Annotated in this window: 24 protein-coding genes; 21 read left to right on the top strand and 3 right to left on the bottom strand. The window is 33.0% G+C overall.

Annotated elements, in window-relative coordinates:
• Nucleotides 1–15 precede the first annotated feature (15 nt).
• The 17 genes from GJJ64_RS08085 (at nt 16) to GJJ64_RS08005 (ending at nt 13,338) form a co-directional block, all read left to right on the top strand.
• The gene (locus GJJ64_RS08085) at nt 16–1,908 is read left to right on the top strand and encodes a cytochrome c oxidase subunit I (protein WP_154287300.1); all 1,893 of its coding nucleotides are present in this window, start codon (nt 16–18) and stop codon (nt 1,906–1,908) included.
• A 75-nt stretch (nt 1,909–1,983) separates the two neighbouring features.
• Nucleotides 1,984–3,045 carry a COX15/CtaA family protein gene (locus GJJ64_RS08080; protein WP_154287299.1) on the top strand — a complete coding sequence of 354 codons (1,062 nt, stop codon included), beginning with the start codon at nt 1,984–1,986 and terminating at the stop codon, nt 3,043–3,045.
• A 1-nt stretch (nt 3,046) separates the two neighbouring features.
• Complete coding sequence (gene cyoE, locus GJJ64_RS08075; protein WP_154287298.1) at nt 3,047–3,892, top strand: heme o synthase; 846 nt, start codon at nt 3,047–3,049, stop codon at nt 3,890–3,892.
• Entirely contained in the window at nt 3,893–4,471 is a 579-nt protein-coding gene (locus tag GJJ64_RS08070; RefSeq protein WP_154287297.1) for a cytochrome c oxidase subunit 3, read from the top strand.
• Nucleotides 4,472–4,506: 35 nt separating this feature from the next.
• Entirely contained in the window at nt 4,507–5,205 is a 699-nt protein-coding gene (locus GJJ64_RS08065) for a cytochrome c oxidase subunit 3 (protein ID WP_195759259.1), read from the top strand.
• A 20-nt stretch (nt 5,206–5,225) separates the two neighbouring features.
• Nucleotides 5,226–5,567, top strand: coding sequence for a cytochrome C oxidase subunit IV family protein (locus tag GJJ64_RS08060; protein ID WP_154287295.1), 342 nt, complete (start codon nt 5,226–5,228; stop codon nt 5,565–5,567).
• Complete coding sequence (locus GJJ64_RS08055) at nt 5,564–6,265, top strand: SCO family protein (protein WP_154287294.1); 702 nt, start codon at nt 5,564–5,566, stop codon at nt 6,263–6,265. Before GJJ64_RS08060 ends, GJJ64_RS08055 begins: the two co-directional genes overlap by 4 nt.
• Before the next feature lie 7 nt (nt 6,266–6,272).
• Nucleotides 6,273–6,845, top strand: a complete 573-nt coding sequence (locus GJJ64_RS08050; RefSeq protein WP_154287293.1) for a DUF420 domain-containing protein — start codon at nt 6,273–6,275, stop codon at nt 6,843–6,845.
• A 7-nt stretch (nt 6,846–6,852) separates the two neighbouring features.
• Nucleotides 6,853–7,119, top strand: coding sequence for a hypothetical protein (locus GJJ64_RS08045; protein ID WP_154287292.1), 267 nt, complete (start codon nt 6,853–6,855; stop codon nt 7,117–7,119).
• A gap of 2 nt (nt 7,120–7,121) precedes the next feature.
• Nucleotides 7,122–7,514: a DUF983 domain-containing protein gene (locus tag GJJ64_RS08040; protein WP_154287291.1), complete on the top strand. Its 393-nt coding sequence runs from the start codon at nt 7,122–7,124 to the stop codon at nt 7,512–7,514.
• Nucleotides 7,498–8,169: a DUF2461 domain-containing protein gene (locus GJJ64_RS08035; protein WP_154287290.1), complete on the top strand. Its 672-nt coding sequence runs from the start codon at nt 7,498–7,500 to the stop codon at nt 8,167–8,169. The genes GJJ64_RS08040 and GJJ64_RS08035 overlap by 17 nt, the downstream gene beginning before the upstream one ends.
• 39 nt (nt 8,170–8,208) lie before the next feature.
• Nucleotides 8,209–9,045, top strand: a complete 837-nt coding sequence (locus GJJ64_RS08030; RefSeq protein WP_195759258.1) for an OmpA family protein — start codon at nt 8,209–8,211, stop codon at nt 9,043–9,045.
• 509 nt (nt 9,046–9,554) lie between these two features.
• A complete protein-coding gene (locus GJJ64_RS08025) occupies nt 9,555–10,163 on the top strand; it encodes a HEAT repeat domain-containing protein (protein WP_154287289.1) in 609 nt (202 codons plus the stop codon).
• 151 nt (nt 10,164–10,314) lie between these two features.
• Complete coding sequence (locus tag GJJ64_RS08020; protein ID WP_154287288.1) at nt 10,315–10,818, top strand: hypothetical protein; 504 nt, start codon at nt 10,315–10,317, stop codon at nt 10,816–10,818.
• Nucleotides 10,819–10,920: 102 nt separating this feature from the next.
• Nucleotides 10,921–11,577, top strand: a complete 657-nt coding sequence (locus GJJ64_RS08015; RefSeq protein WP_195759257.1) for a hypothetical protein — start codon at nt 10,921–10,923, stop codon at nt 11,575–11,577.
• Between the two features lie 312 nt (nt 11,578–11,889).
• Nucleotides 11,890–12,396, top strand: a complete 507-nt coding sequence (locus GJJ64_RS08010) for a DUF2199 domain-containing protein (protein ID WP_154287286.1) — start codon at nt 11,890–11,892, stop codon at nt 12,394–12,396.
• A 312-nt stretch (nt 12,397–12,708) separates the two neighbouring features.
• On the top strand, nt 12,709–13,338 hold the full coding sequence (locus GJJ64_RS08005; RefSeq protein ID WP_154287285.1) for a hypothetical protein: 630 nt from the start codon (nt 12,709–12,711) through the stop codon (nt 13,336–13,338).
• A 149-nt stretch (nt 13,339–13,487) separates the two neighbouring features.
• On the opposite strand, the gene rfbC is transcribed toward GJJ64_RS08005, so the two are convergent.
• From rfbC to GJJ64_RS07990, 3 genes are all read right to left on the bottom strand, one after another.
• Nucleotides 13,488–14,036 (bottom strand): dTDP-4-dehydrorhamnose 3,5-epimerase, encoded by a 549-nt coding sequence (gene rfbC / locus GJJ64_RS08000; protein WP_154287284.1) that lies wholly within the window; start codon nt 14,034–14,036, stop codon nt 13,488–13,490.
• The gene (locus GJJ64_RS07995) at nt 14,033–14,344 is read right to left on the bottom strand and encodes a DUF4286 family protein (protein WP_154287283.1); all 312 of its coding nucleotides are present in this window, start codon (nt 14,342–14,344) and stop codon (nt 14,033–14,035) included. The genes rfbC and GJJ64_RS07995 overlap by 4 nt, the downstream gene beginning before the upstream one ends.
• Before the next feature lie 164 nt (nt 14,345–14,508).
• Complete coding sequence (locus GJJ64_RS07990) at nt 14,509–16,326, bottom strand: tetratricopeptide repeat protein (RefSeq protein WP_195759256.1); 1,818 nt, start codon at nt 16,324–16,326, stop codon at nt 14,509–14,511.
• Nucleotides 16,327–16,451: 125 nt separating this feature from the next.
• Here GJJ64_RS07990 and GJJ64_RS07985 point away from each other — a divergent pair, with 125 nt between their 5' ends.
• The 4 genes from GJJ64_RS07985 to GJJ64_RS07970 all read left to right on the top strand — a co-directional run bounded on the left by GJJ64_RS07985 (nt 16,452) and on the right by GJJ64_RS07970 (nt 22,249).
• Nucleotides 16,452–18,377: a S9 family peptidase gene (locus tag GJJ64_RS07985; RefSeq protein WP_154287281.1), complete on the top strand. Its 1,926-nt coding sequence runs from the start codon at nt 16,452–16,454 to the stop codon at nt 18,375–18,377.
• A complete protein-coding gene (locus GJJ64_RS17120; RefSeq protein WP_154287280.1) occupies nt 18,374–20,044 on the top strand; it encodes a sensor histidine kinase in 1,671 nt (556 codons plus the stop codon). The genes GJJ64_RS07985 and GJJ64_RS17120 overlap by 4 nt, the downstream gene beginning before the upstream one ends.
• Before the next feature lie 2 nt (nt 20,045–20,046).
• Nucleotides 20,047–20,733, top strand: a complete 687-nt coding sequence (locus GJJ64_RS07975; protein ID WP_154287278.1) for a response regulator transcription factor — start codon at nt 20,047–20,049, stop codon at nt 20,731–20,733.
• A 247-nt stretch (nt 20,734–20,980) separates the two neighbouring features.
• Complete coding sequence (locus GJJ64_RS07970) at nt 20,981–22,249, top strand: sensor histidine kinase (RefSeq protein ID WP_154287276.1); 1,269 nt, start codon at nt 20,981–20,983, stop codon at nt 22,247–22,249.
• The last annotated feature ends 1 nt before the right edge of the window (nt 22,250 follow it).

The following is a 22,250-nucleotide window of genomic DNA, read 5'->3' as shown; positions in this document are numbered from 1 at the left end:
ATAATAAAAGGAGATATGGCAACAGCTGCTATTCATAACCCAACTGCAACACATCACGATGAGCACCATGATCATGCTCATCATCATGAGACTTTCTTGACTAAATATGTATTTAGCCAAGACCATAAGATGATTGCAAAGCAATTCCTTATCACAGGTATAGTGATGGGTGTTATTGCTATGATTTTATCTATTCTATTTAGGATTCAATTAGCTTACCCAGATCAGAGCTTCCCTTTATTTGAAGTTTTATTAGGTAAATTTGCTCCAGAAGGTAGATTAGACCCAAATTTTTACTTATCCCTAGTTACTATACATGGTACTATTATGGTATTCTTTGTATTAACTGCAGGTTTAAGTGGTACTTTTTCAAACTTGTTAATTCCTTTACAGTTAGGAGCGAGAGATATGGCATCTCCGTTCATGAATATGCTTTCATACTGGTTCTTCTTTACTGCTAGTGTGATTATGCTTTCAACTTTCTTCATAGAATCAGGACCTGCTGGTGCCGGATGGACTATTTATCCTCCTTTGTCTGCAGTAGCTAAATCAATGCCTGGTTCTGGATTAGGAATGACTTTATGGTTAGTATCTATGACACTATTTGTTGCATCTTCTTTAATTGGAGGTATCAACTATATATCTACGGTATTAAACATGCGTACTAAAGGTATGGACCTTTGGAAAATGCCTTTAACCATCTGGTCTTTCTTTTTAACTGCTATAGTAGGTTTATTATCATTCCCGGTACTAGTTGCTGCGGTTGTATTGTTAATCTTTGATAGAAGTTTCGGAACGTCTTTCTATTTATCAGATATATATGTTGCAGGACAAGCTTTACCTAATGAAGGTGGTAGCCCTATCCTTTGGCAGCACTTATTCTGGTTCTTAGGTCACCCAGAAGTTTACATTGTGTTAATGCCTGCTTTAGGTATTACTTCTGAAGTTATTGCTACAAATGCTCGTAAGCCTATTTTTGGTTACCATGCGATGGTTTACTCTTTAATTGGTATTACAGTTTTATCTTTCATTGTTTGGGGTCACCATATGTTTGTTACAGGTATGAACCCATTCCTTGGAGGAGTATTCATGATTACGACCTTAATCATTGCGGTTCCATCAGCAGTAAAAACTTTCAACTATCTTGCAACTTTATGGAAAGGTAATATCAGATTTACTCCGGCAATGTTATTTGCAATAGGCTTGGTTTCTTTCTTTATTTCAGGAGGTTTAACCGGTATCTTCTTAGGTAATGCTGCTTTGGATATCAACTTACATGATACATATTTTGTTGTTGCTCACTTCCACTTGGTAATGGGTTCTGCAGCTATATTTGGTATGTTATCTGGTATTTATCATTGGTTCCCTAAAATGTTTGGTAGATTAATGAATGCTAAGTTAGGTTACCTTCATTTCTGGTTAACTTTTATTTCTGCATACTTGGTATTCTTCCCAATGCACTTTATGGGTCTAGATGGTGTTCCTCGTAGATACTACTCTTTTACAGAGTTTGAGTCTATGAATGAATGGTTATCTGTTAACGTATTTGTAACATGGGCAGCAATTTTAGGGGCAGTAGCGCAGGTAGCTTTCTTATGGAATTTCTTCTATTCTATTTTCTTCGGAGAGAAATCTACTCAAAACCCTTGGGAGTCTACAACTTTAGAGTGGACTACACCAGTAGAACGTATACATGGTAACTGGCCAGGTGAAATTCCAACAGTTTACCGTTGGCCTTATGATTACAGCAAGCCTGGTCATAACACTGACTTTATTCCACAAACAACTCCTTTTTCTGAAACAATGAGTTCTAACATGCCTCATGATTTTGAAGGTAATGAAGAAGCAGAAAAAATACAAGAAGAGTGGAATGCGAAAAATGTAAACAACACAGAAGAAGTTAAATAATTTCTTATTGACTAAAAAGCATGGGGTATCTTGTAAGTATCATCTTACCGATACCCCATGTTTATATAAAGAATCATGATGCTTAAGGGTGAAAGTAGATTTATTAAGGTTAATTTAATTACGATAATATCTCTCTTTTTATTGATTTTGGCGGGAGGAGTAGTAAGAAGTACTGGTTCTGGTATGGGCTGCCCTGATTGGCCAAAGTGTTTTGATCAATATATACCTCCAACGGATGTATCACATCTTCCGGCTGATTATAAGGAAAAGTATGTAGCTCAGCGTTTAAAGAAGAATGAGCGTTTCGCCAAAATGCTTGATAAAGCAGGTTATTCTGATTTAGCTTACAAAATCCGTCATGATGAAGCTATAAAGCTTCCCGAGGAGTTTAATGCAGCTAAGACTTACACAGAGTACGTTAACAGGTTAATTGGAGCTCTTACAGGTATATTCTTGTTGCTTTGTTTGGTTTATTCAAGGGTTTATTTAAAGTCAGCTACAAGAATATTTGTGTTGAGTTTATTGAATGTTGTATTAGTTGTTTTTCAAGCTTGGTTGGGCTCAATTGTAGTTTCTACTAACCTTGTAGCTTGGATTATTACTTTACATATGCTTTTAGCAGTATTAATAATTGCTATTTCTATTTATACCTATCACGCTGCAAAAGCATTAAGGCAAACTGTAAACGAAACTAAATTTTCTATTTACGTATATACACTCACACTTATAGCTTTAGTTTTATCTGTAATACAAATAACGTTAGGAACAGAGGTAAGAGAAGAAATAGACGCTGTTTTAGATAAGTTCCCAGATTTACAAAGAGCAGAATGGCTATGGGAAGTTGGTAGAGTTTACTCTTATCATAAAGATTTAGCTTTAGCTGTAGTTTTAGTGAATAGTGTGATTTTTTATCTTTTGTTTAAAAATTTTAGAAACTCAAAGTACTTTACTTATGGTACTTACATGGTCATTTTAATAGGTGTACAAATATTGAGTGGTTTAATTTTAGATAAATTTGCAATGCCTCCTTTTGCACAGTCATTACATATTTTATTTGCCACCCTTATGTTTGGAGCACAGTTTTATCTTTTACTCTTGCTAAAGCCAGCGTTTAGCCAAAACAAACAAGATAAGTGATATGAAGGATTTTAAGAATCTGGTTAAATTAAGGCTTACACTTTTAGTAGTATTTTCTGCTTCTATCTCCTATTTAATTGCTGAAGAGAGTAGAGAAGGCATTCATTGGATAAATTGGATCAAGCTAGTTATTGGTGGTTTTTTAGTTACTTCAGCAGCTAATGGATTCAACGAGATTATTGAGAAGGATTTAGATAAATTAATGACTAGAACTGCAGATAGGCCGCTTCCGTCTGGAAGAATGACTAATGGACAGGCTTTAGTACTCAGTATCATGATGGGGATATTTGGAACTTATCTTTTAGGAAGTTTAAATTTAACAACTGGTTTATTATCCGTTTTCTCAATACTTTTTTACGCATTTATATATACCCCTTTAAAAAGAAAAAGTCCTATTGCCGTTTTTGTAGGAGCTATACCTGGTGCTTTACCTCCATTGATTGGATATGTAGCTGCACATGGTAAAATAGACCATATCGCTTTAATATTATTTGCTATACAATTTGTTTGGCAGTTCCCTCATTTTTGGGCAATTGCTTGGGTTTTAGATGATGACTATAAAAGAGCAGGCTTTAGATTATTACCTACTACTAAAAGAGATAAAGTAAGTGCTGGAGTAACATTATTATCTACCATTATTTTAATTCCGGTAAGTTTACTGCCAACTATTTATGGTTTTGGTGGTTATACCATAGCAGGAGTTTCTTTAATTGCTGGCATTCTTTTTATGTATTATGCTTTTAAACTGTATTTGGATTTAGAAGTAAAATCAGCACAGAAATTAATGTTTGCTAGTTTTATTTATTTACCAATTGTTCAATTAGTTTTATTATTTAATCTTACATAGATGCAAAATTTAAATAAAGAAGTAGACAGGTATAACCTGCAGCCAAAGAAGTTTATCATGTGGCTGTTTATGATATCATCTATCATATTTTTTGCAGGTTTAACAAGTGGTTTTATTGTATACTCTGGAGATGGAGGCGGTAAAACACTTAATGTAGCCTTACCACAGGCTTTTATTTATAGTACTATTGTAATATTATTAAGTAGTGCAACCATGCATTGGGCTTATCTTCAAACTAAAAGGTTAAAGTTTGGCAACCAGCGTTTAGGTTTATGGCTTACCCTTTTATTAGGTATATTATTTATAGCTATGCAGGTTTATGGATGGTCTGTTTGGACAAATCTTGGGGTGTTTTTTATTAATTCTAATGCAACCATAAGCTTTGTTTATGCATTTACTTTTTTACATATTATTCATATCTTGGCGGGGTTAATTATAATAATTACAGCGCTAGTAAGCAGTTATAAGAAGCTACCAAATGTCATTAATTTGTTTAGGATGGAAATCGCATCTATTTTTTGGCATTTTGTAGATATTCTATGGATTTATTTATACGTTTTCTTACTTTTGAACCAGTAAAATTTTTACGAAGAATTTACAAGCAATAATTTTTGATGAATACAGTAGCAAAATTAGACGAAGTTAAAACTACTCCCTGGAGCGGAGGAAGATCTCCATTTTCTGTAGAGTACGGAAAATTGATGATGTGGTTTTTCCTTTTATCAGATGCATTTACATTTTCTGCATTTTTGATTTATTACGGAGCACAACGTTTTAGTAAACTTACTTGGCCAGATCCAGATATCGTGTTTCAATCAATTCCAGGTGTAGCAGATCATGGTTACCCATTGGTGTTTGTTGGTATCATGACATTTATTTTAATTATGAGTTCTGTAACAATGGTATTAGCCGTTGAAGCAGGGCACAGAAAAGCTAAGAAAGAAGTAATCTGGTGGATGATAGCTACCATTATTGGTGGTTTTATGTTCTTAGGTTGCCAAGCTCTAGAATGGACACATCTACACCATGAAGGTTTTTGGTGGGGAACTATTCCTGATGCGGAAACGGTAAAATCTTTAGGAGCTGATGGTGTAAGTGCTCAACAGTTTTCTAACTTGTTTTTCACGATTACGGGTTTCCATGGTTTTCACGTATTTTCTGGTGTGGTTATAAATATTATTATCTTGTTTATGACTATGGCTGGTGTGTTTGAAAGAAGAGGCCATTATCTAATGATTGAAAAAGTTGGTTTATACTGGCACTTCGTTGATTTGGTTTGGGTATTCGTGTTTACCTTCTTCTATTTAGTTTAATCTTAAAATATCAGTATCCCATGTCTCAAGAAAATACACATTTAGAACATGCAGAAGAGCATGCAAGCATGAGTAAAGGTAAAATCTGGAAAGTATTCTTCATTTTACTATTCATTACCGTGATAGAGTTTATTATAGCTTTAGCTATTCCAGAAACTGTAATGTCACATGGTGTTAAAAACTTTTTATACATTGCTTTAACACTACTTAAAGCTTATTATATAGTTGCATTCTTTATGCACCTAAAATTTGAGAAATATGCTTTAATAGTAGCTATTCTGGTTTCTTTTGTCTTTATCATCTATTTTATCATTTTGATGTTAACAGAAGGTAATTACATACAGGATAGCATGCCTATATGAGCAATAAATTCCCATTAGCGAAAATATTAATCCTGGTAACCATATTAGCGGTACCAGGATTTTTATATTATTTACTCCAGTCTAAAGGAGAAAATAGGTATAAACCCTTACCAATTTTTGGCCCAAAAGAAGTAGCCACAACTTTCACCAAAAAGCGAGGTAAGAAAATTCCAGATACTATTTTTCATGTTGTAAAATCTTTTGAAGCTACAAACCAAAATGGTAATAAAGTAGTTATTGATAGCATAAAGAAACAACTCATCGTGGTTAATTTCTTCTATAGTCGTTCTAAAGATTTAGTTCCTCAGATGTATACCAATATAAAATGGTTGAATCAGGAATTCAAAGACAACAAAATCGTAAGATTTTTGTCTATATCTGTAGATCCAGTATTTGATAATCAAAGTGTATTAGCGCAATATGCTAAACAAAATGGTGCTTTATCTGGCAAATGGGATTTTTTAAGTGCTGATACCAATGTGGTTTATCCGTTAGCAAGAAATCAATTCTTTTTAAATGCATTGGAAAACAAGCAAACTGGAGAGTTTATACATAGTGAGAAATTAGTCTTGTTAGACGCAGAACATAGAATACGAGGTTATTACGATGCTACATCAGCGTCAGAAGTAAAGAAAATGGGCGATGAAATGAAAATCTTAATAACAGAAGAGTTAAGGAAAATAAAAGCAGAATTTTAATAAGCATATGAACGATAAACTTATTTTCAGAGTTGTAACAGGAGTATCTATTTTTGTTTTTTTAGTGGTGGTTATTTTAAATCGAAAGATTATACCAGTAACCATAGAAACTCCAGACTTTGTTTATTTTTTGCCTACTCTAAATGCTATCATCAATGGTACTTGTAGTGTTCTATTATTAGTTTCTCTATATTTTATCAAGCAAAAAAATATCACCATGCATAAAAGGGTAAATATCTTTACCTTTTTTCTTTCCTCTTTGTTCTTAGTTTCTTATATCATTTTCCACTATTTTGCACCTGAAACCAAGTTTGGCGATCTTAATCATGATGGGAATTTAGATGTTGCAGAAATTGCAGCAGCAGGCAATGTTAGATATGTTTATTACGTTATTTTAATAACGCATATCATTTTAGCAGCAGGTGTTTTACCGCTAATATTATTGAGTTTTTACAGAGGCTTACAAATGCAGGTAGAGAAGCATAGAAAATTAGTAAGATATAGCTTCCCTGTTTGGTTGTATGTTACTGTTACAGGTGTTATTGTTTATTTAATGATTTCTCCATATTACAATTTTTAATAAAGCCATGAAAAGAGTAGGGATAATTATTGTACTATTTATTTTAATAAGTATTTCATCAGAAACATTTGCACAATGTGCTATGTGTCAAGCCACGGTAGAGTCAAACTTAGATAATGGCGGTTCTGCTGGTAAAGGCTTAAACAGCGGTATCATGTATCTTTTAGCGGCACCATACCTAGCTATGTTAGGTATTGGCTATCTATGGTATAAAAAGTACAGAAAAAAAGACGTTACGATTGAAATCAAATCCGAAAGAATTAATCTGAACTAATTATGGCTAAAACACCTGAAATTAAAGCATTTGTTTTAGCTAAATGCCCACGTTGCAGAAGAGGAGATATGTTTCAAAATTCCATGTATGGATTTTCTTCTCAGAAAATGCATGAGCATTGTCCTCATTGCGGTATGCGTTATGAAATAGAACCAGGTTACTTTTATGCCGCTATGTACGTAGGTTATGCCATTAATGTAGCTTTAGCAGTTGGAATTGGCTTTCTTACGTATTTCATCACTCAGGAAGACAAGAGCCCTTGGATTTATATTATAGCTATTTTAACAGCAAGTTTTTTATTGGCGCCATTAAATTTTAGATACTCTAGAGTAATACTTTTGTATTGGTTATCCCCTAAAATTAAATACGTAGCACATTATGATGAAGATAAGTAAGGATACATTTACTTTTCTGAAAGAATTAATTGCCAATAATGACCGCGATTGGTTTAATACCCATAAAAATAGATATGAGCAGGCCAAGCAAAATGCATTAGATTTTACCGAAGAGCTTTTAGTTGGCATCAAAAAAATAGATCCTAGTATTCCGGAAGATTTACAGGCTAAAAAATGTGTACTTAGAATCTATAGAGATGTAAGATTTAGCAAGAATAAAGCTCCCTATAAAAGTAATATAGGTATAAGTATCTCTTCTGAAGGAAGAGGTGGTACCTTACCGGGATATTATATCCATATAGAACCGGGGAAAAGTTTTGTGGCTGGAGGCTACTGGATGCCAGAAGCTCATCATTTAAAAGCTATCAGACAAGAAATTGATTATAATACATCTGATTTTTTAGATATTATAGAAGCTAAAGCTTTTAAAGCATACTTTGGGGGTTTAAGTACAGAAGATCAGTTAAAAAACGCTCCAAAAGATTATCCTAAAGACCATCCTTATATTCATATTTTAAAGCTTAAAAGTTTTATTTGCTCCAGATCTTTTACTGATGAAGAGATGGCTGGCGATAATATGATAAATACAGTATTAGAAGGAATGAAGCTTATTTATCCACTAAATAAATTTATTAAGGAAGCCATAGTAGCATAAGCCTAAAAGAGTTTTGTATATTTATATAAAATAAAAGAAATGAAATTCAAAATCTTATTATTTACCATCATAGCAGCTTTATTCATGAGTTCTTGTATGGTGATGTCTACGAAGAAGTATAAACAATTATTAGCTGATAAAGATTCTATTGCGGCAGGTTGGGATGCTGCAAAAGTTAAAATACAATCTTTGGAAGAAGAAATTGCAAAGCTTAAAGCCGATACAGCTAATTTAAATCAGCGTATTGCAAGTTTAAGTAGTTCTTTAGATGATGTAAATAATAATTATACAAAGCTGAGAACCAATAGCTCTACAGAGATAAGAAAGCTAGCGGATGATTTACAAAAACGTGAAGCTAGATTAAAGGAGGTTGAAGAAGTATTACGTAAAAGAGATGAAGCTACTAACGCCTTAAAAAATAAACTACAAAAAGCACTTTTAGGTTTTGCTGAAAACGGCTTAACAGTGGAAATTAAAAACGGTAAAGTTTATGTTTCTTTAACCGATAAGCTACTATTTAGCAGTGGTAGCATTGTTATAGACGAGAGAGGTAAACAAGCTTTAAAAGAATTAGCTAAAGTTCTAAATACACAACCCGAGATTAATATAGCCGTTGAAGGGCATACAGATAACCAAAGGGTAGTTAACCTAGGGCAAATAAAAGATAACTGGGATTTAAGTGTGCTGAGAGCTACTTCGGTAACCAGATTTTTGATTGATGAGCAAAAAGTGGATGCTAATCGCTTAACGGCTACAGGTAAAGGAGAATTCCAACCGGTAGAGAATTTAAATACACCAGAAGCGAGAAGTAAGAATAGAAGAATAGAAATTATACTTTCACCAAAGTTGGATGAATTGTATAATTTGATACAATAAAAGGTATTCGATATTATTTAAAGGGGATTTTATCTTTGGATGAATCCCCTTTTTTATTGTATTTCAGGTCTTTTCAGCTATAACGGATAAGTCCTTCCAACCTTAGCCGGGTAGCGGTCTTTTTTCTTTTTCTTGATGATAAGAAACAAAAAAGAGGAACGAGTTCATGAATGCCTTTAAAAAACAATGAATTTATACTGAAGATTTAACTTAAATTATCCGTGTATACCCGTGTATATCCGGATAAATCCGGATAATAGTTGTCTTAATTCTTATAATTGTTTAAATTTTTAGAACAAGTATTGAAAATTGTCATACACGATAGGTAGTAGCCATATAAAAAACTAAAATATAGATGATTACAAAGCATATTAGTCAAATAAAAAAGCTCCTTCAGATAATTTGAATATTTAAAATCTAATACTAAATTGTAACTTAATCGAAAAATATGCGCTATAGTATAGCGGATATTTACTAGTTAGCTGCAAGGCTATTACGACAAAAACGATATGACAGACGACAAATTGAAACTAGAATTTGAACAATTAAAGAAAGACGTTTTTTCTGACGACTGGGAGCTAGTTAAATCATCAGCTGATAGACTGGGACAAATTGGTGGTGACGAAGTTGTTGACTTTTTAATATCACTAATTGCTTTAGACAATTCTGGTATTAGAAATCGAGCAGCTTTAGCTTTAGAAGACATCAAGGACAATCGAGCATTAGAACCGCTCTTGACAGCTATTTTTAAAAAGGAAAACCACAATTATAACGGGACAATGGTTTTTGCATTAGAGTCTTTGGACTGTAGTCAAAAACTTAAAGAAATTTTCAGAATTCTATTCTATGAAACTTACGAATCAAAAATAAGTGCATATGCAATACTTTCAGACCAAATATTTGACTTTACAAAAGAGGACTTATTAGAAATACAAAATATGTGGGACGACTGTAAACAGCACCCAGACAAATGTCCTTGCTATGACGATATAGAAACAAGAGAAATGATGCAAGATGCCGTTGATGGCTTTATGAGTTACTTAAATCCTAAACCGACAATAAAAAAGCGAACAAAAACGACCGACAATGTTAATACGAAGAAAAAGCCCAGCAGCTAACAGCACCTACCCAAAAGTGGCGGTTCATAGGTTAAATCAAGCTTTGTGTTTCTATCAAAGTTTGTGCTTGGTTGACAGTGAAGTGCTTCGAAATCGCCACCTTCGGGTAGCTGCAAAACGTTATGCCTAATTTTAAAAAACACGAACGACAATGAAAATCTTTCCCGAAAGTGATTACAATTTTAAAATAACTGGAAATGAAGTAGAAGCTTTAGACCGTTTAAAAAGACGAACTGAATTTTCAAAAAGTTTGACCTCACAAATAACCGACAAATCATTTCGTGGAATAATAGAAAACAATACATTTACAATAATCTCATCTGAAATTGGGAAAGGTGCATTCTGTGTTTTAAAAGGTAAAATTGACAATCAGGTCGGACAACTGAATATTAGTATTAATAAAGCTTTTCAAATTTTATTAAGCGTTATTTTGTGTTTTCCAGTTGTTCTATTAATTACCGACCTAATTTCAGAAAAAGGAAGATTTTCAATAATGACTCTTCTTACTGTAATTCTAATGTTCATTCTTATACGTTTCTTATTTATAGAAATAGCGTTCAGAAGATTATCTAAAAGCAGTATAAATAGGTTGTCTGACATATTAGATATTGAACGTATAGAAAAAACTAGGCATAACCACAAATTTGTATTATAATGGCTGAACTGCTTTATATTATTTCATCGCAATTAACTAAGTCTATACGGGCAGACAAGTTTTTGCTTTTTAAGCCATTACAACACAAATTCGCCAATCGTTATGCCTAAGCTTAAAATGAAGACTCTGCTAACATACATATTACTGCTTCTGACGACAAATCTCTTGGCGCAAACAGACCTTGGCCTTGGACTTGTTTCAATCAACTTTGACGACAAAACGACCTTGCACTTTTACTCGACACCTAGTGGCAATGAACCAAAAAGAACAATTCAGTTTTTTAATGACCAGACAATTAACAGTTGGAATATTCGTGACCTTGACAAACATAAAGAATGGTTAAAGCCAGAGATTTTGTGGCTTGACTATTCCCAATTCGTTTTTCGCTGCTTGACAGCTAAGGGCAATTGGTTGGAAGTTATGGTTAACAATGAAACTGAAGAAACTCTATGGCTAAAAAAAAGCGACTTTACGACTTTTAATGATTGGGAAAGCTATTTAAAGGAAATGTTCGGAGTTGCGAGACTGTCTGACCAACAACAAAAAATTAGAAGTTTACCAACTGACAATTCGGAAGAAATTATCTATCAAGGACAAGACTGTTTTCAAGTAAAATCAATGAAAGGAGATTGGATTGAAATTTTTACGGCAGACTATTGTGACGAGAGCTATACAGAGAGCAAAACGAAAATAAAATCAGGTTGGATAAAGTGGCGACAAGGAAACAAATTACTAATTGAATATTTCACAACAAGCTGACAGACGAATGGAAAGAAAGCCTAGGCATAACAGCACCTACACGCAAGTGGGGGTTAAGTGCTTCTATGACAGTTTAGTGCAAGGTTCAAGTTTAGTGCTTCTAATGAAATTCAGTGCTAAAAAACCCCACCTGCGTGTAGCTGCAAAACGTCAAACTGTCTAAAAACCTCAAAATTGAAATTCCATATACGGACACCTATCTTACAAAATTCTTGTATATTCAATTCTCAGCGATTAGATTTAGGTTTTTAGACAAACTGACGTTAGGTGCAATTTTAAAACGACAATAGTGCTTAAATAAAAACTCTGCAAATGAAATATACCTGTGAAAAATGCGGAAAAGTTCATGAAGAATGGCCAGCGTTGACATACATTTCTCCTTTAGCATACGACACTTTATCCGATGAGGAGAAAAAATCAATTGCAACTTTGGACTCTGACTTTTGTGTCATTAAACATCCCGACCAAACTGATAGATTTATTCGCTGCGTCTTATTCCAAGAAATCACCGACCATTGTCAAGATTTACAATATGGACTTTGGGTTAGTCTAAGCGAAAAGAGCTTTGAAGATTACTCATTAAATTTTAACAACGACAATTATGAAAATAAATATTTTGGCTGGTTAAGTAATGACCTTCTCGATTACGAATTCGATGAAAGTATTCCGACAACTGTTTACACAAATAAAGACGGAAATAGACCGGAAATTATACCTCATAAAGATTTTGACCATCCATTTGTAAAAGACTTTTATAATGGAATTACAAAAGCAGAGGCTGAGAAAAGAATAAAACATATGATTGAGACAACGAGTTGAAATAAAAAATTGAAAAAACCTTAGGAGAAAACATAAAAAAACTGCACCTAACCACAAATTTGTATTATAATGGCTGAACTGCTTAATGTTATTTCATCGCAATTAACTAAGTTTAAACGGGCAGACAAGTTTTTGCTTTCTATGCCATTACAAAACAAATTCGCCAACCGTCAAACTGTCTAAAAACCTCAAAATTGAAATTCCATATACGGACACCTATCTTACAAAATTCTTGTATATTCAATTCTCAGCGATTAGATTTAGGTTTTTAGACAAACTGACGTTATAAGCCATTATAAAAAATCGACATAAATGAACCACTTGAAATTCTTGATTCTCACATTAGTCCTATTTTTTTGTGTTAACAAATCTAACGCACAAGTCGACCATTTAGAACCAGTAGGAGGAATTTTTGATGTTTATAGCTTTCAGTTTGATTATTATTCCAGTGTAAGAAAAGTTCTTTTCAATGGGTTGACTGATGACCCTGAAATAAGATTTTTAGTAATGCCATCATTTAGTCCAGAAAATGTTTTAGATGTAATCAAAGACGAAGAAAAAGATAAATATTATATTGAGTATCACATAGCAGAACAGAGCATTTGGTATTCGAAAAATAAAGCTGATGTGAAAATATCTAAATTTCGAAAACAGTTATCAAAGTCTTCTGTGGCACTAATAAAAAACCTGTACCGAACTGCGATTTTCAATTCAAGATTTATCCAGAAAGAAAGTTTAGGAGTTGACGGAACTCAATACTTTTTTTCAATTAACGACAGTGGTCTTAAAACTGGAACCGTATGGTCACCGGGGGAAAAGAGCTTAATGAGGGAATTAGTTGAAGTGGGATATGGATTAATTGAATTTGCAAAAAGTGACAAAGTCGAAATCAATAACGACCTAGTAGAAAGAATAACAAATTTAACTATAAAACTAAAATAACGGCTTATAACAATATTTTCTCAGCGCTAAAAGGAAGAAATATTGCTGTAATCAAAATTCTGCTTTCATTATTACTTAAAGCTGATATATACGATTCCAATTTTTAGTCGATAAGTTCTTTAAACTTTCCACTCTCAACTCCCTATACCTCAAAAAAACGCTTTCAAATCTTTAAAATTCTGAAGTTGTTTGTCTTTTTCTGATAAGATGGCTTCTTCGGGTTTAATTTTCCAATCGATATTTAAGTCTGGATCGTTCCACAACACGCCAATTTCTGAGTCTTTATCGTAAAAGCCGGTTACTTTATAAGCAAATATGGTTTGGTCTTCTAAAGTTACAAAGCCATGTAAAAAGCCTGGTGGTACCCAAAACATCTTAAAATTATCGGCACTTAGCTCTACAGCGTGGTATTGGCCGTAGGTTGGCGAGTTTTTTCTAATATCTACCGCTACATCTAGCACTTTACCTTGTATAACCCTTACCAATTTACCTTGCGCAAAAGGATTGGCTTGAGCGTGTAAACCTCTTAAAGTGCCTTTTTGTGAAAAAGATTGGTTGTCTTGTACAAATTCTAAATTGATGCCAGCCTGAGCAAATGTTTTCTGGTTAAAACTTTCGAAAAAATAACCTCTTTCATCTTTCCAGACTTTAGGTTCTATTACGATTAAATCTTTGATGGGGGTTTCTATAAAGTTCATATAGTAGCTTGTGTAAGTTCTAAAACGCTTCTGAAAGAAAGTAGGCTATTGCCAAACTTTTGTTTGATATCTGCCTGTAATTTGGGCGAGTAATGTGCTCTGTAATACACTAAATCTTCTTTAGATTTAGCAAAATACTGGGCACAATAGGTAATACCTTCATTTTGTGGTTCGGTAAGGAGAAATAGTTTAGCATCTGAAAACTTACCTGTAGAGAGTACTTCTGGTATATGGATGTTGTACATATACTCCAAATATTCTTGTTGAATATTTTCTTCTATGATAGAAGTAACATTATAGATAATCATGTTGCAAAGGTAAGTTTTTGGATGCTTAATCAATAGCAGTATCCATATATTTTAGCCCCGATAGTAGCGGCACCCCGTAGCGCCCGATTTTAAGAGGGCAGCGAGGAGTATAGCGGATAGCGGGAACAAAGTAAATGGTTTGCACTGCTGTTGCGCTACAAATACTAAATAGCTTCTTTTAGTAAACGATATTTTTTATTGGCTTCTACTACGTATAAACTACCTGGAAATTTCTCTAAAAGCTGCTCGTAACATTGTTTGGCTTTTGGGGTGTTGTTGAGTTTATCTTGATACAAAAGAGCTAGGTTAAACAAAGCATCATCTGCCCAGATGCTTTGACTATGTTTTTCTATAATGGTTTCGTAAGCTTTTGCGGCTTGTTCAAACTGTTTCATATTGGTGAAAATGCGAGCTTTGGAAACCCAAATATCATCATCTAAAGCATGTGTTGGATAGGCTTTTGTTAGGCTGTCTAATAAGCTTAAGGCTTGGTTATTTAGATTTTGGAAACGTAGAAACTCTGCCCGGGCATAAACTTTTAAAGCGTTTCCACTGGTATCTTCAAAAGTGTTGTCTTTTATGAGTAGGCTTAAATCTAGTGCATCGTTGGCAATAAGTTGCGATGTGGAAGCTTTTAAAACGTCTAGTTGGGATTTTGCCCACTTAAAATCGCCTTTGTAGAAAGATATTTTTGCATTTTTAAACTTAGCTTCTTGGCCTAAGGGATGGTTTGGGAATGATTTTTCTACCTGACCGAACATCAGAGAGGCATCCCAAAAATTTTTATTGAGCGTATAAATATCTGCCAGTTCTATTTTTAATTCGGCTAAATCTTCTGCGTTAAGTCCTTTTGTATCTAAGGCAAGTTCTAAAAGTAATTCGGCCTCTTGAGGTTGATTGAGGTAGTAAGCTTTTAAGCGAGCAAGTTCTGATATAGCCTTAATAGTACGAGCATTTTTACCCAGTATTTCTAAAATATCTTCATAGCTGTTGGCTAGTTTTTGTAACTCGGCCACGTTGGGGCTGTGGTTGTTGTTTAATAGTTTTTCTTTTTGGAGTTTAAGAAGTTCTAGTTTTGATGGAATATAATAGCTATTATTATTGCCCTTTTCTAAGATATAAGTGTAGCCTTTTATGGCAGCATCGTAAGCTTCATTATCTGCCATGATATTGCTTAAAGCAAATACTTTAGCGCCATTATCTTGAGATCTTTTATCTAGAGCGATGGTTTGTATAAGGGCTAAATCATATTCTTTAAGTTGGGTAAATGTCCATGCTAATAAATCTGAAAGTGCAATATTTTGTGGCGCTTTTTGGACTTTTTTAATGAGGATGGTTTTAAAAGTCTGATAATCTTCTGTGCTATCAAAAGTACGTTGTAGGCTAGATTTTGCCATTTGCAAATATTCTGGTGCACTTTCTAAAACGTTAAGAATTTCTGCTGATAGGTTGTTTTTATCTTTGGTGTAACGGTAAATATTTATAAGTTCTATACTAAATTGGCTGTTATTACCTAGAAGCTTTCTACCTGCCAAAAAGGTTTTGGTAGCCATCTCAATATTATTGTTATTGTAAAAATTACTGGCAATGGTGCTAATGGTGAAAACATCTGCCGGAAGATTTTTAATCACATCTGCATAAATTTTTTCAGCTTCGGCGGCGTTGCCTTTATTTTGTTGGATAAGCGCTAGGTAGAGCAATAGGCCGGGCGAGTTACCTTCTTCTTTGATACGTTTTTTAACCAGTTTGGTAGCTTCATCAAAATCATTAATTTTCAAAAGGCTGTTAAAATAATTATCGAATATAAAATCTTGATATTGCTGGTTTTGGTAAAGTTTCTCGTAAAGTTTAATAGCGTTTTGATAATCGCCATTGAAGAAGTATTGTTGTGCTTGTATAATAGCATTTTCTTGCTGCGCTTGTAACAATGTAGTGCAACAACTTAGAAAGGCAAATAGTAATATGAGCTTCTTTATTCTCATTTCTACTAAATTAGGAATTATTATATGATATTTGCTGTTTTTCATGAATTAGAGAACGTAAGTTGTATTTTAAATGTTACTAAAATGTATAGCTTTGATTGCCTTGTTTTAGCTATTTTAAATTTTTGAAAGCGATAGCAGATTATATGGTGATGATGAGAAGTTTTTTAAAAATTTTACCTAGATTATTTTTATTTATTTTTCTGGTTTCTTGTAGTACAGAAGAAAAACCGGCCAAAGTCTCGGTTGAAACTTTTTTTAAAAATCCTCAGCAATCTAATTTCCAAATATCTCCGGATGGTAAGTATATTTCATTTTTAAAACCTTACCAAGGCAAGCTTAACCTTTTTGTACAATCTTTAACCTCAAAAGCATCTTTTAGAATAAGTTCTTTTACAGACCAATCTGTACGCAATTATTTTTGGGCTAGTAACACCCATTTATTATACTTTAAAGACAATGGGGCAAGAGAAAATTTCCAGCTTTTTTCTTCTATTTATGATGGTAGTAATACCATAGAAGTTTCGCTCAAGCCAGGTACCAAAGTTAATTTCTTAGACTATTTAAAACACGATTCTAATGATATTTTATTAGCCATTAATGAGCGAAATCCAGAGAATTTTGATGTTTATAGTTTGGATTTGAAAACTGGTAAAAGGGTAATGATAGAAAAAAACCCGGGTAGCATTGTAGAATGGATTGCTGATAATGATGGTGAGATAAGAATGGCTATAGGTAGTGATGGTGTAACCGAAACTTTATATTATCGCGAAAAGGGAAGCAAAGCTTTTAAAGCAGTAAAATCTAGCAATTTCATAAATACTGTAAAACCTATTGGTTTAAGTAGTAAAGCCAACCATATTTTTGCGCTTTCTGATATTAATAGGGATAAAAAAGCGGTGGTAGAGCTTAATTGTTTAACTGGCGAGGAAACTAAAGTGTGGTATGAGAATAAAGAACGAGATGTACTGGAGGTTAGTTATTCTAGAAAAGGTAAATCGTTAAATTTTGTTGTTTTTGAAGACCCTAAAAGAAAAGTACACTTTTTTGATGAGCAACTAAAAAACGCTTTTTTGGATATCAAAAAGAAATTGAATGATGATGAAATAAGATTGATACATAAAGACCAAAAGGAGCAACATTTAATTATTAGATCTTTTACAGATAAAGACCCTGGCTCTTATTATTTCTATAATTTGAAAAATAAGAATCTGATGAAATTGGCAGATGTAAACCCAGATATTAAGCCGTCAATGATGTGTGAAATGAAGCATATTAAGTTTAAAAACAGAGATGGTTTAGAGTTAGAAGGTTTCTTAACTTTACCTAAGGGCAGAGGAGTTAAAAAATTACCAGTTGTTATTTATCCGCATAGTGGACCAAACCAGAGAAATTCATGGGCTTACTCACCTGAGGTTCAGTTTTTTGCTAATCGTGGTTATGCAGTTTTGCAAGTTAATTTTAGGGGCTCTACAGGTTATGGTAAAGCATTTATAAAGCAAGCATTTAAAAATTGGAGTAAAAATATTCAGCATGATATAACAGATGGGGTTAAATGGCTTATACAAGAAGATATTGCTGACCCTAGTCGCATTGCAATTTTTGGGTATAGTTTTGGAGGTTTTTCTGCTTTAAACCAAGTGGTTTATAATCCTAAAATGTATGTTTGTGCGGCTTCCTATTCTGGCTATATCAACTTGTTTACCTACATTAAAGGTTTTCCAGCTTATTATAAGCCCTATCAGCAAATGATAGATTTGATTATTGGTAACCCCGAAAAAGATGTTGAATACCTTCGTTATTCATCACCCATTTTCCAAACTAATAGAATAAAAACACCCCTTATTATTTGGCAAGGTGGTAAAGATCCAAAGGTGAATTTAAGCGAGACTAACCAGTTTGTGAAGGAGATTCGTAAAAATAATGTAGAGGTAAATTACATTGTAAATGAAAATGAAGGACATTATTTAAGTGATGAAAAAAGTAAAATAAATTTTTACGCCCAACTAGATTCTTTTTTTGACAAATATTTAAATAGGTCTAACAGATGAAATCAGAAGAGTTAAGATATCGTAAAAACTTCCTCCTGATTATAGTTTTTATGGTCTTAATTTCTGTTTCTTTAATTATAGCGCTTTTTTTAGGCTATAATTTCACAAGAAAATATGTAGAGAACGAGTTCTCTTCTAAAAAGATTGAAGTTTTAGAGCAAACTATAGCACCTTATAATTCTTTTTTCCAAAATGCCGTTCCGGAAGTTTCCTTTTATCAAGGATATTTAGATTCTGCTTCTGCATCTAAATATGCAGATTCTGTTCTTCAGCAGTACAGATTTGTAGACCGTATTATTTTTTATGATGTTTATATCAGTAATAGGCCAATAGAAGATGGTTTAACAGCGGATAATTTTAAATTAGGTATTAAGAATGTTTTTAGGTATGGGCGTAATATCTCTAAAGATTCTATTGTAATTTATGATAACTCTAGAGATGATAATTTGTCATTAAATGCCTCGGAAGAGCTAAATAAGGTAGGGTTGAAATTTGTTAATTATATAGAACAAGCAGATACCACACAGGCTTTATCGGAAGAAATTATCTTTAAAACTTTTTATAATGTTACTCCTAATCGTATCACCTACATGAACGTACCTAGGAGAGAAGAAATTAAGGTGTACAAAGATTTAATGCTAAAAAAATTACCCCCTTCACCAAGGTATCAACAAGATATTTTTACCTTCGAACTCAATCCTTATCAATTAGTCATTAAAAATATTCATCCAGAGATTTATCAATTTATAAATATCCGTAAGCAATCTTTTGACCCTGTTTTAGAGAAACCAAACTTACTTACAACTGATATTTCTTTATCGGGTCCTTTTGCAGATTATAAGCTTTATTTTGCTAGCGAGAAAGACTTTTTGATTAAAGAAGTAGGTAGAAGATTTATGCCCATCGCTTTCGGAGTATTTTTTATCTATTGTATTTTGGCGTTGATTACTTTTCTCATTTATAGAAATTTAAACATCAATCAAAAGCTATTTAAACTACAATATGATTTTATAAACAATTTTACCCACGAGTTTAAAACACCTGTTTCTGTTATTAAAATTGCAGGTAACAATATCAAAAGCGCAAAAGAATTATCAGAAAGGGAGAAAAACCACTACGGTAAAATTTTGGATGAAGAGGCTGATAGGTTGAATGATTTAATGAATAGGTTACTATCTTTTACTCAGATAGAAAACCGAGCTATCAAACTAAAAAATGAAGATATAAACCTAGAGATTTTTGCGCAAAACATAATAGATTCTTTTCAAATTAAATATGCAGACTACGAGATTGATTTATTAATTAAAGGAGTTGAAACTTTTAAATCAGATCCGTTGTTACTAGGTAGTTTATTTGATAATTTAATAGAGAACGCTTACAAATATGCTAAGCCAGGGAGCAAATTCTTGAAAATTACCATTTATAAGTTTAGGAAAAACATTGTTTTTTCATTTGAAGATAAGGGTATCGGTATAGAACGTAAAGAAATAAAGAATATATTTAAGAAATTTTATCGCATCCAAAGCCAATACAACCAGCAAGGAAGTGTGGGTTTAGGTTTGGCCTTTTGTAAAGAACTGGTTAATTTTATGGATGGCGATATTACCGTAACTAGCAAGCCCGGTGTAGGCTCGCATTTTAAAATAACTTTGCCATACGATAAATAATTATGCAAAAAGACATTAAAATAGCAATTATTGAAGACGATGAAAATCTTAGATTTTTGGTTTCACATCGTTTACAAACAGAAGGATATAAAGTAGTAGAATGTGCGGATGGCAACTTAGCAGAACAAATGGTTTTAACAGAGCAACCTGCTATTGTACTCTTAGATTGGATGTTACCTGGCAAACAGGGTTCTGAAATATGTACTGCATTGAGAGCTAAAGGTTTTGAAAATCTTATCATCATGATGACAGCCAAAGCGCAAGATCCAGATAAGATAGATGCTTATAATTTTGGAGCTTCTGATTACGTAACTAAGCCTTTTAATATGGATGTTTTGGTAGCTATGCTAGATAGTAAGATTAAATATGTAGTTAGCCACGATAAATCTGAAATTAGCAAGTTTGGCGATATGGAACACCATCCAAATACCCATTCTTTATTAAAAAATAATAAGAAAATAGAGTTAACCATTTTAGAAAATAGAATTTTACTCTATTTCCTGAAAAATGTGAACAGCATCATCAGCAGAGATGATTTGATGATGGTAGTTTGGGGTTACAATTCTGATGTAAATACCAGAACCTTAGATATGCATATTGTAAGGTTAAGAAAGAAAATAGAAGATAATCCAGACCGCCCACAGTTTTTACAAACAGTACGCGGGGTGGGGTACAGATTTCAGGTTTAACTTATTAAACATCAGTTTACTCTAAGCATAGCAAAGATAAACTTAATGTAACCGAATAGAAAAGAGAAAAACCGGTAAACTTTATATCCCTTATTGTTTAATGATGATTTCATAATTTATGAGAGTATAGTGTTGTAAAGTTCGGTTAATGATATTAAATAAAAACTACCCAAAAAGGGTAGTTTTTTTATGAAGTAGCGTATCTAATTTAGCCTTAGATTTGGATGAAAATCCAAAAGCTATAACTATGATGCTAATACGATATTTAATTCATCCTAAGCTCAATAATCCTTTACATGAAGATTATAAGAAGGCTGTTATTTTCGCCTATGCCTTGGTTGTTACAAATGTCTTTTTATTCTTTTACTTAGCATACTTTTTCATTTTTCACAGTCAAGATTATATAAAAATAGCTACCAATCTTTTAGGTTATGTAGGCTTTTTAATTGCAGCTATCTATTTCAGATTAAAGTCTGATTTAAGTAGTTCTTTAGGCTTCTTTATGTTCATTTGCACTCTGCCTGTTTTGGTAAGTGTTTATCATACCGGCGGTATATACTCTGTGGATAATATATGGCTACTTTTATTAATAGTTTGTGCTTATTTATTTACCAATGTAAGGGTAGGCAATATTCTATCTAGTTTTGTTGTTACCTTTATTCTAGTACTCTACATTTTAGATAGCAAGAATGCCTTTGCTTTTAAAGATTATGTGGTAAATAATACATCTACTCATAATGCTTTTACCTATGTTTTTGTAATTGTTTTTTTATCAGGGCTAATTATTGCTTTTAGAAATGTTTTAGAGAAGGCCAATCATAAAATACAAAGCTTAAAACAAGAAAAGATTCAGGAGTTAGAAGAGAAAATTAAAGCTAAAACAGAAGAGTTAAGTAAATTAAGAAATGAGTTGGCTAGGGATTTTCATGATGAGATGGGAAACAAGCTTGCTAGTATAACCATTCTATCACAATCTATTAGCTTAAGAATTAATCATCAGGAAGAGCATAAAGAAGAGATAAAAGAACTTTTGCAAAATATAGAAGAGCGTTCTATGCAGCTTTATCATGGTACCAAAGACTTTATTTGGTCTATAGACTTTAAAAGTGATTATGCTGATGAGTTGTTTATCTATTTAAGAGATTTTGGAGAAGATTTTTTTGTAAAATTAGGTGTTAGTTTTAATTCAGAATCTTTTGTTAAGCCAGAAAGTAATCTCAGGTTTAAGGCCACCGTTAGCAGGCAACTCATCTATATCTTTAAAGAAATCATGACAAATGCGGCGAAACATGCTAATGCTTCGCAAATTATTTTTAAGATGAAAGAGCTTAATGATGGAATAGAAATTTATTTTTCTGATAATGGAATAGGCTTTACTGATACTGAAGTTTGTAAACGCGGCATCAATAATATCAACAACAGAATTAAAAAGATTGGGGCTATTTTAAAAGTTTCTTCTTCTTTAAATGAGGGTACAACGTTTACGGTGTGGGCGCCCTTGGCATCAAGAGATTAAT

Source organism: Pedobacter puniceum, assembly GCF_009674685.1.
Lineage (GTDB): Bacteria > Bacteroidota > Bacteroidia > Sphingobacteriales > Sphingobacteriaceae > Pseudopedobacter > Pseudopedobacter puniceum.
The sequence above is the reverse complement of the archived record's forward strand: the minus strand, read 5'-3'. Positions and strand labels throughout refer to the sequence as shown.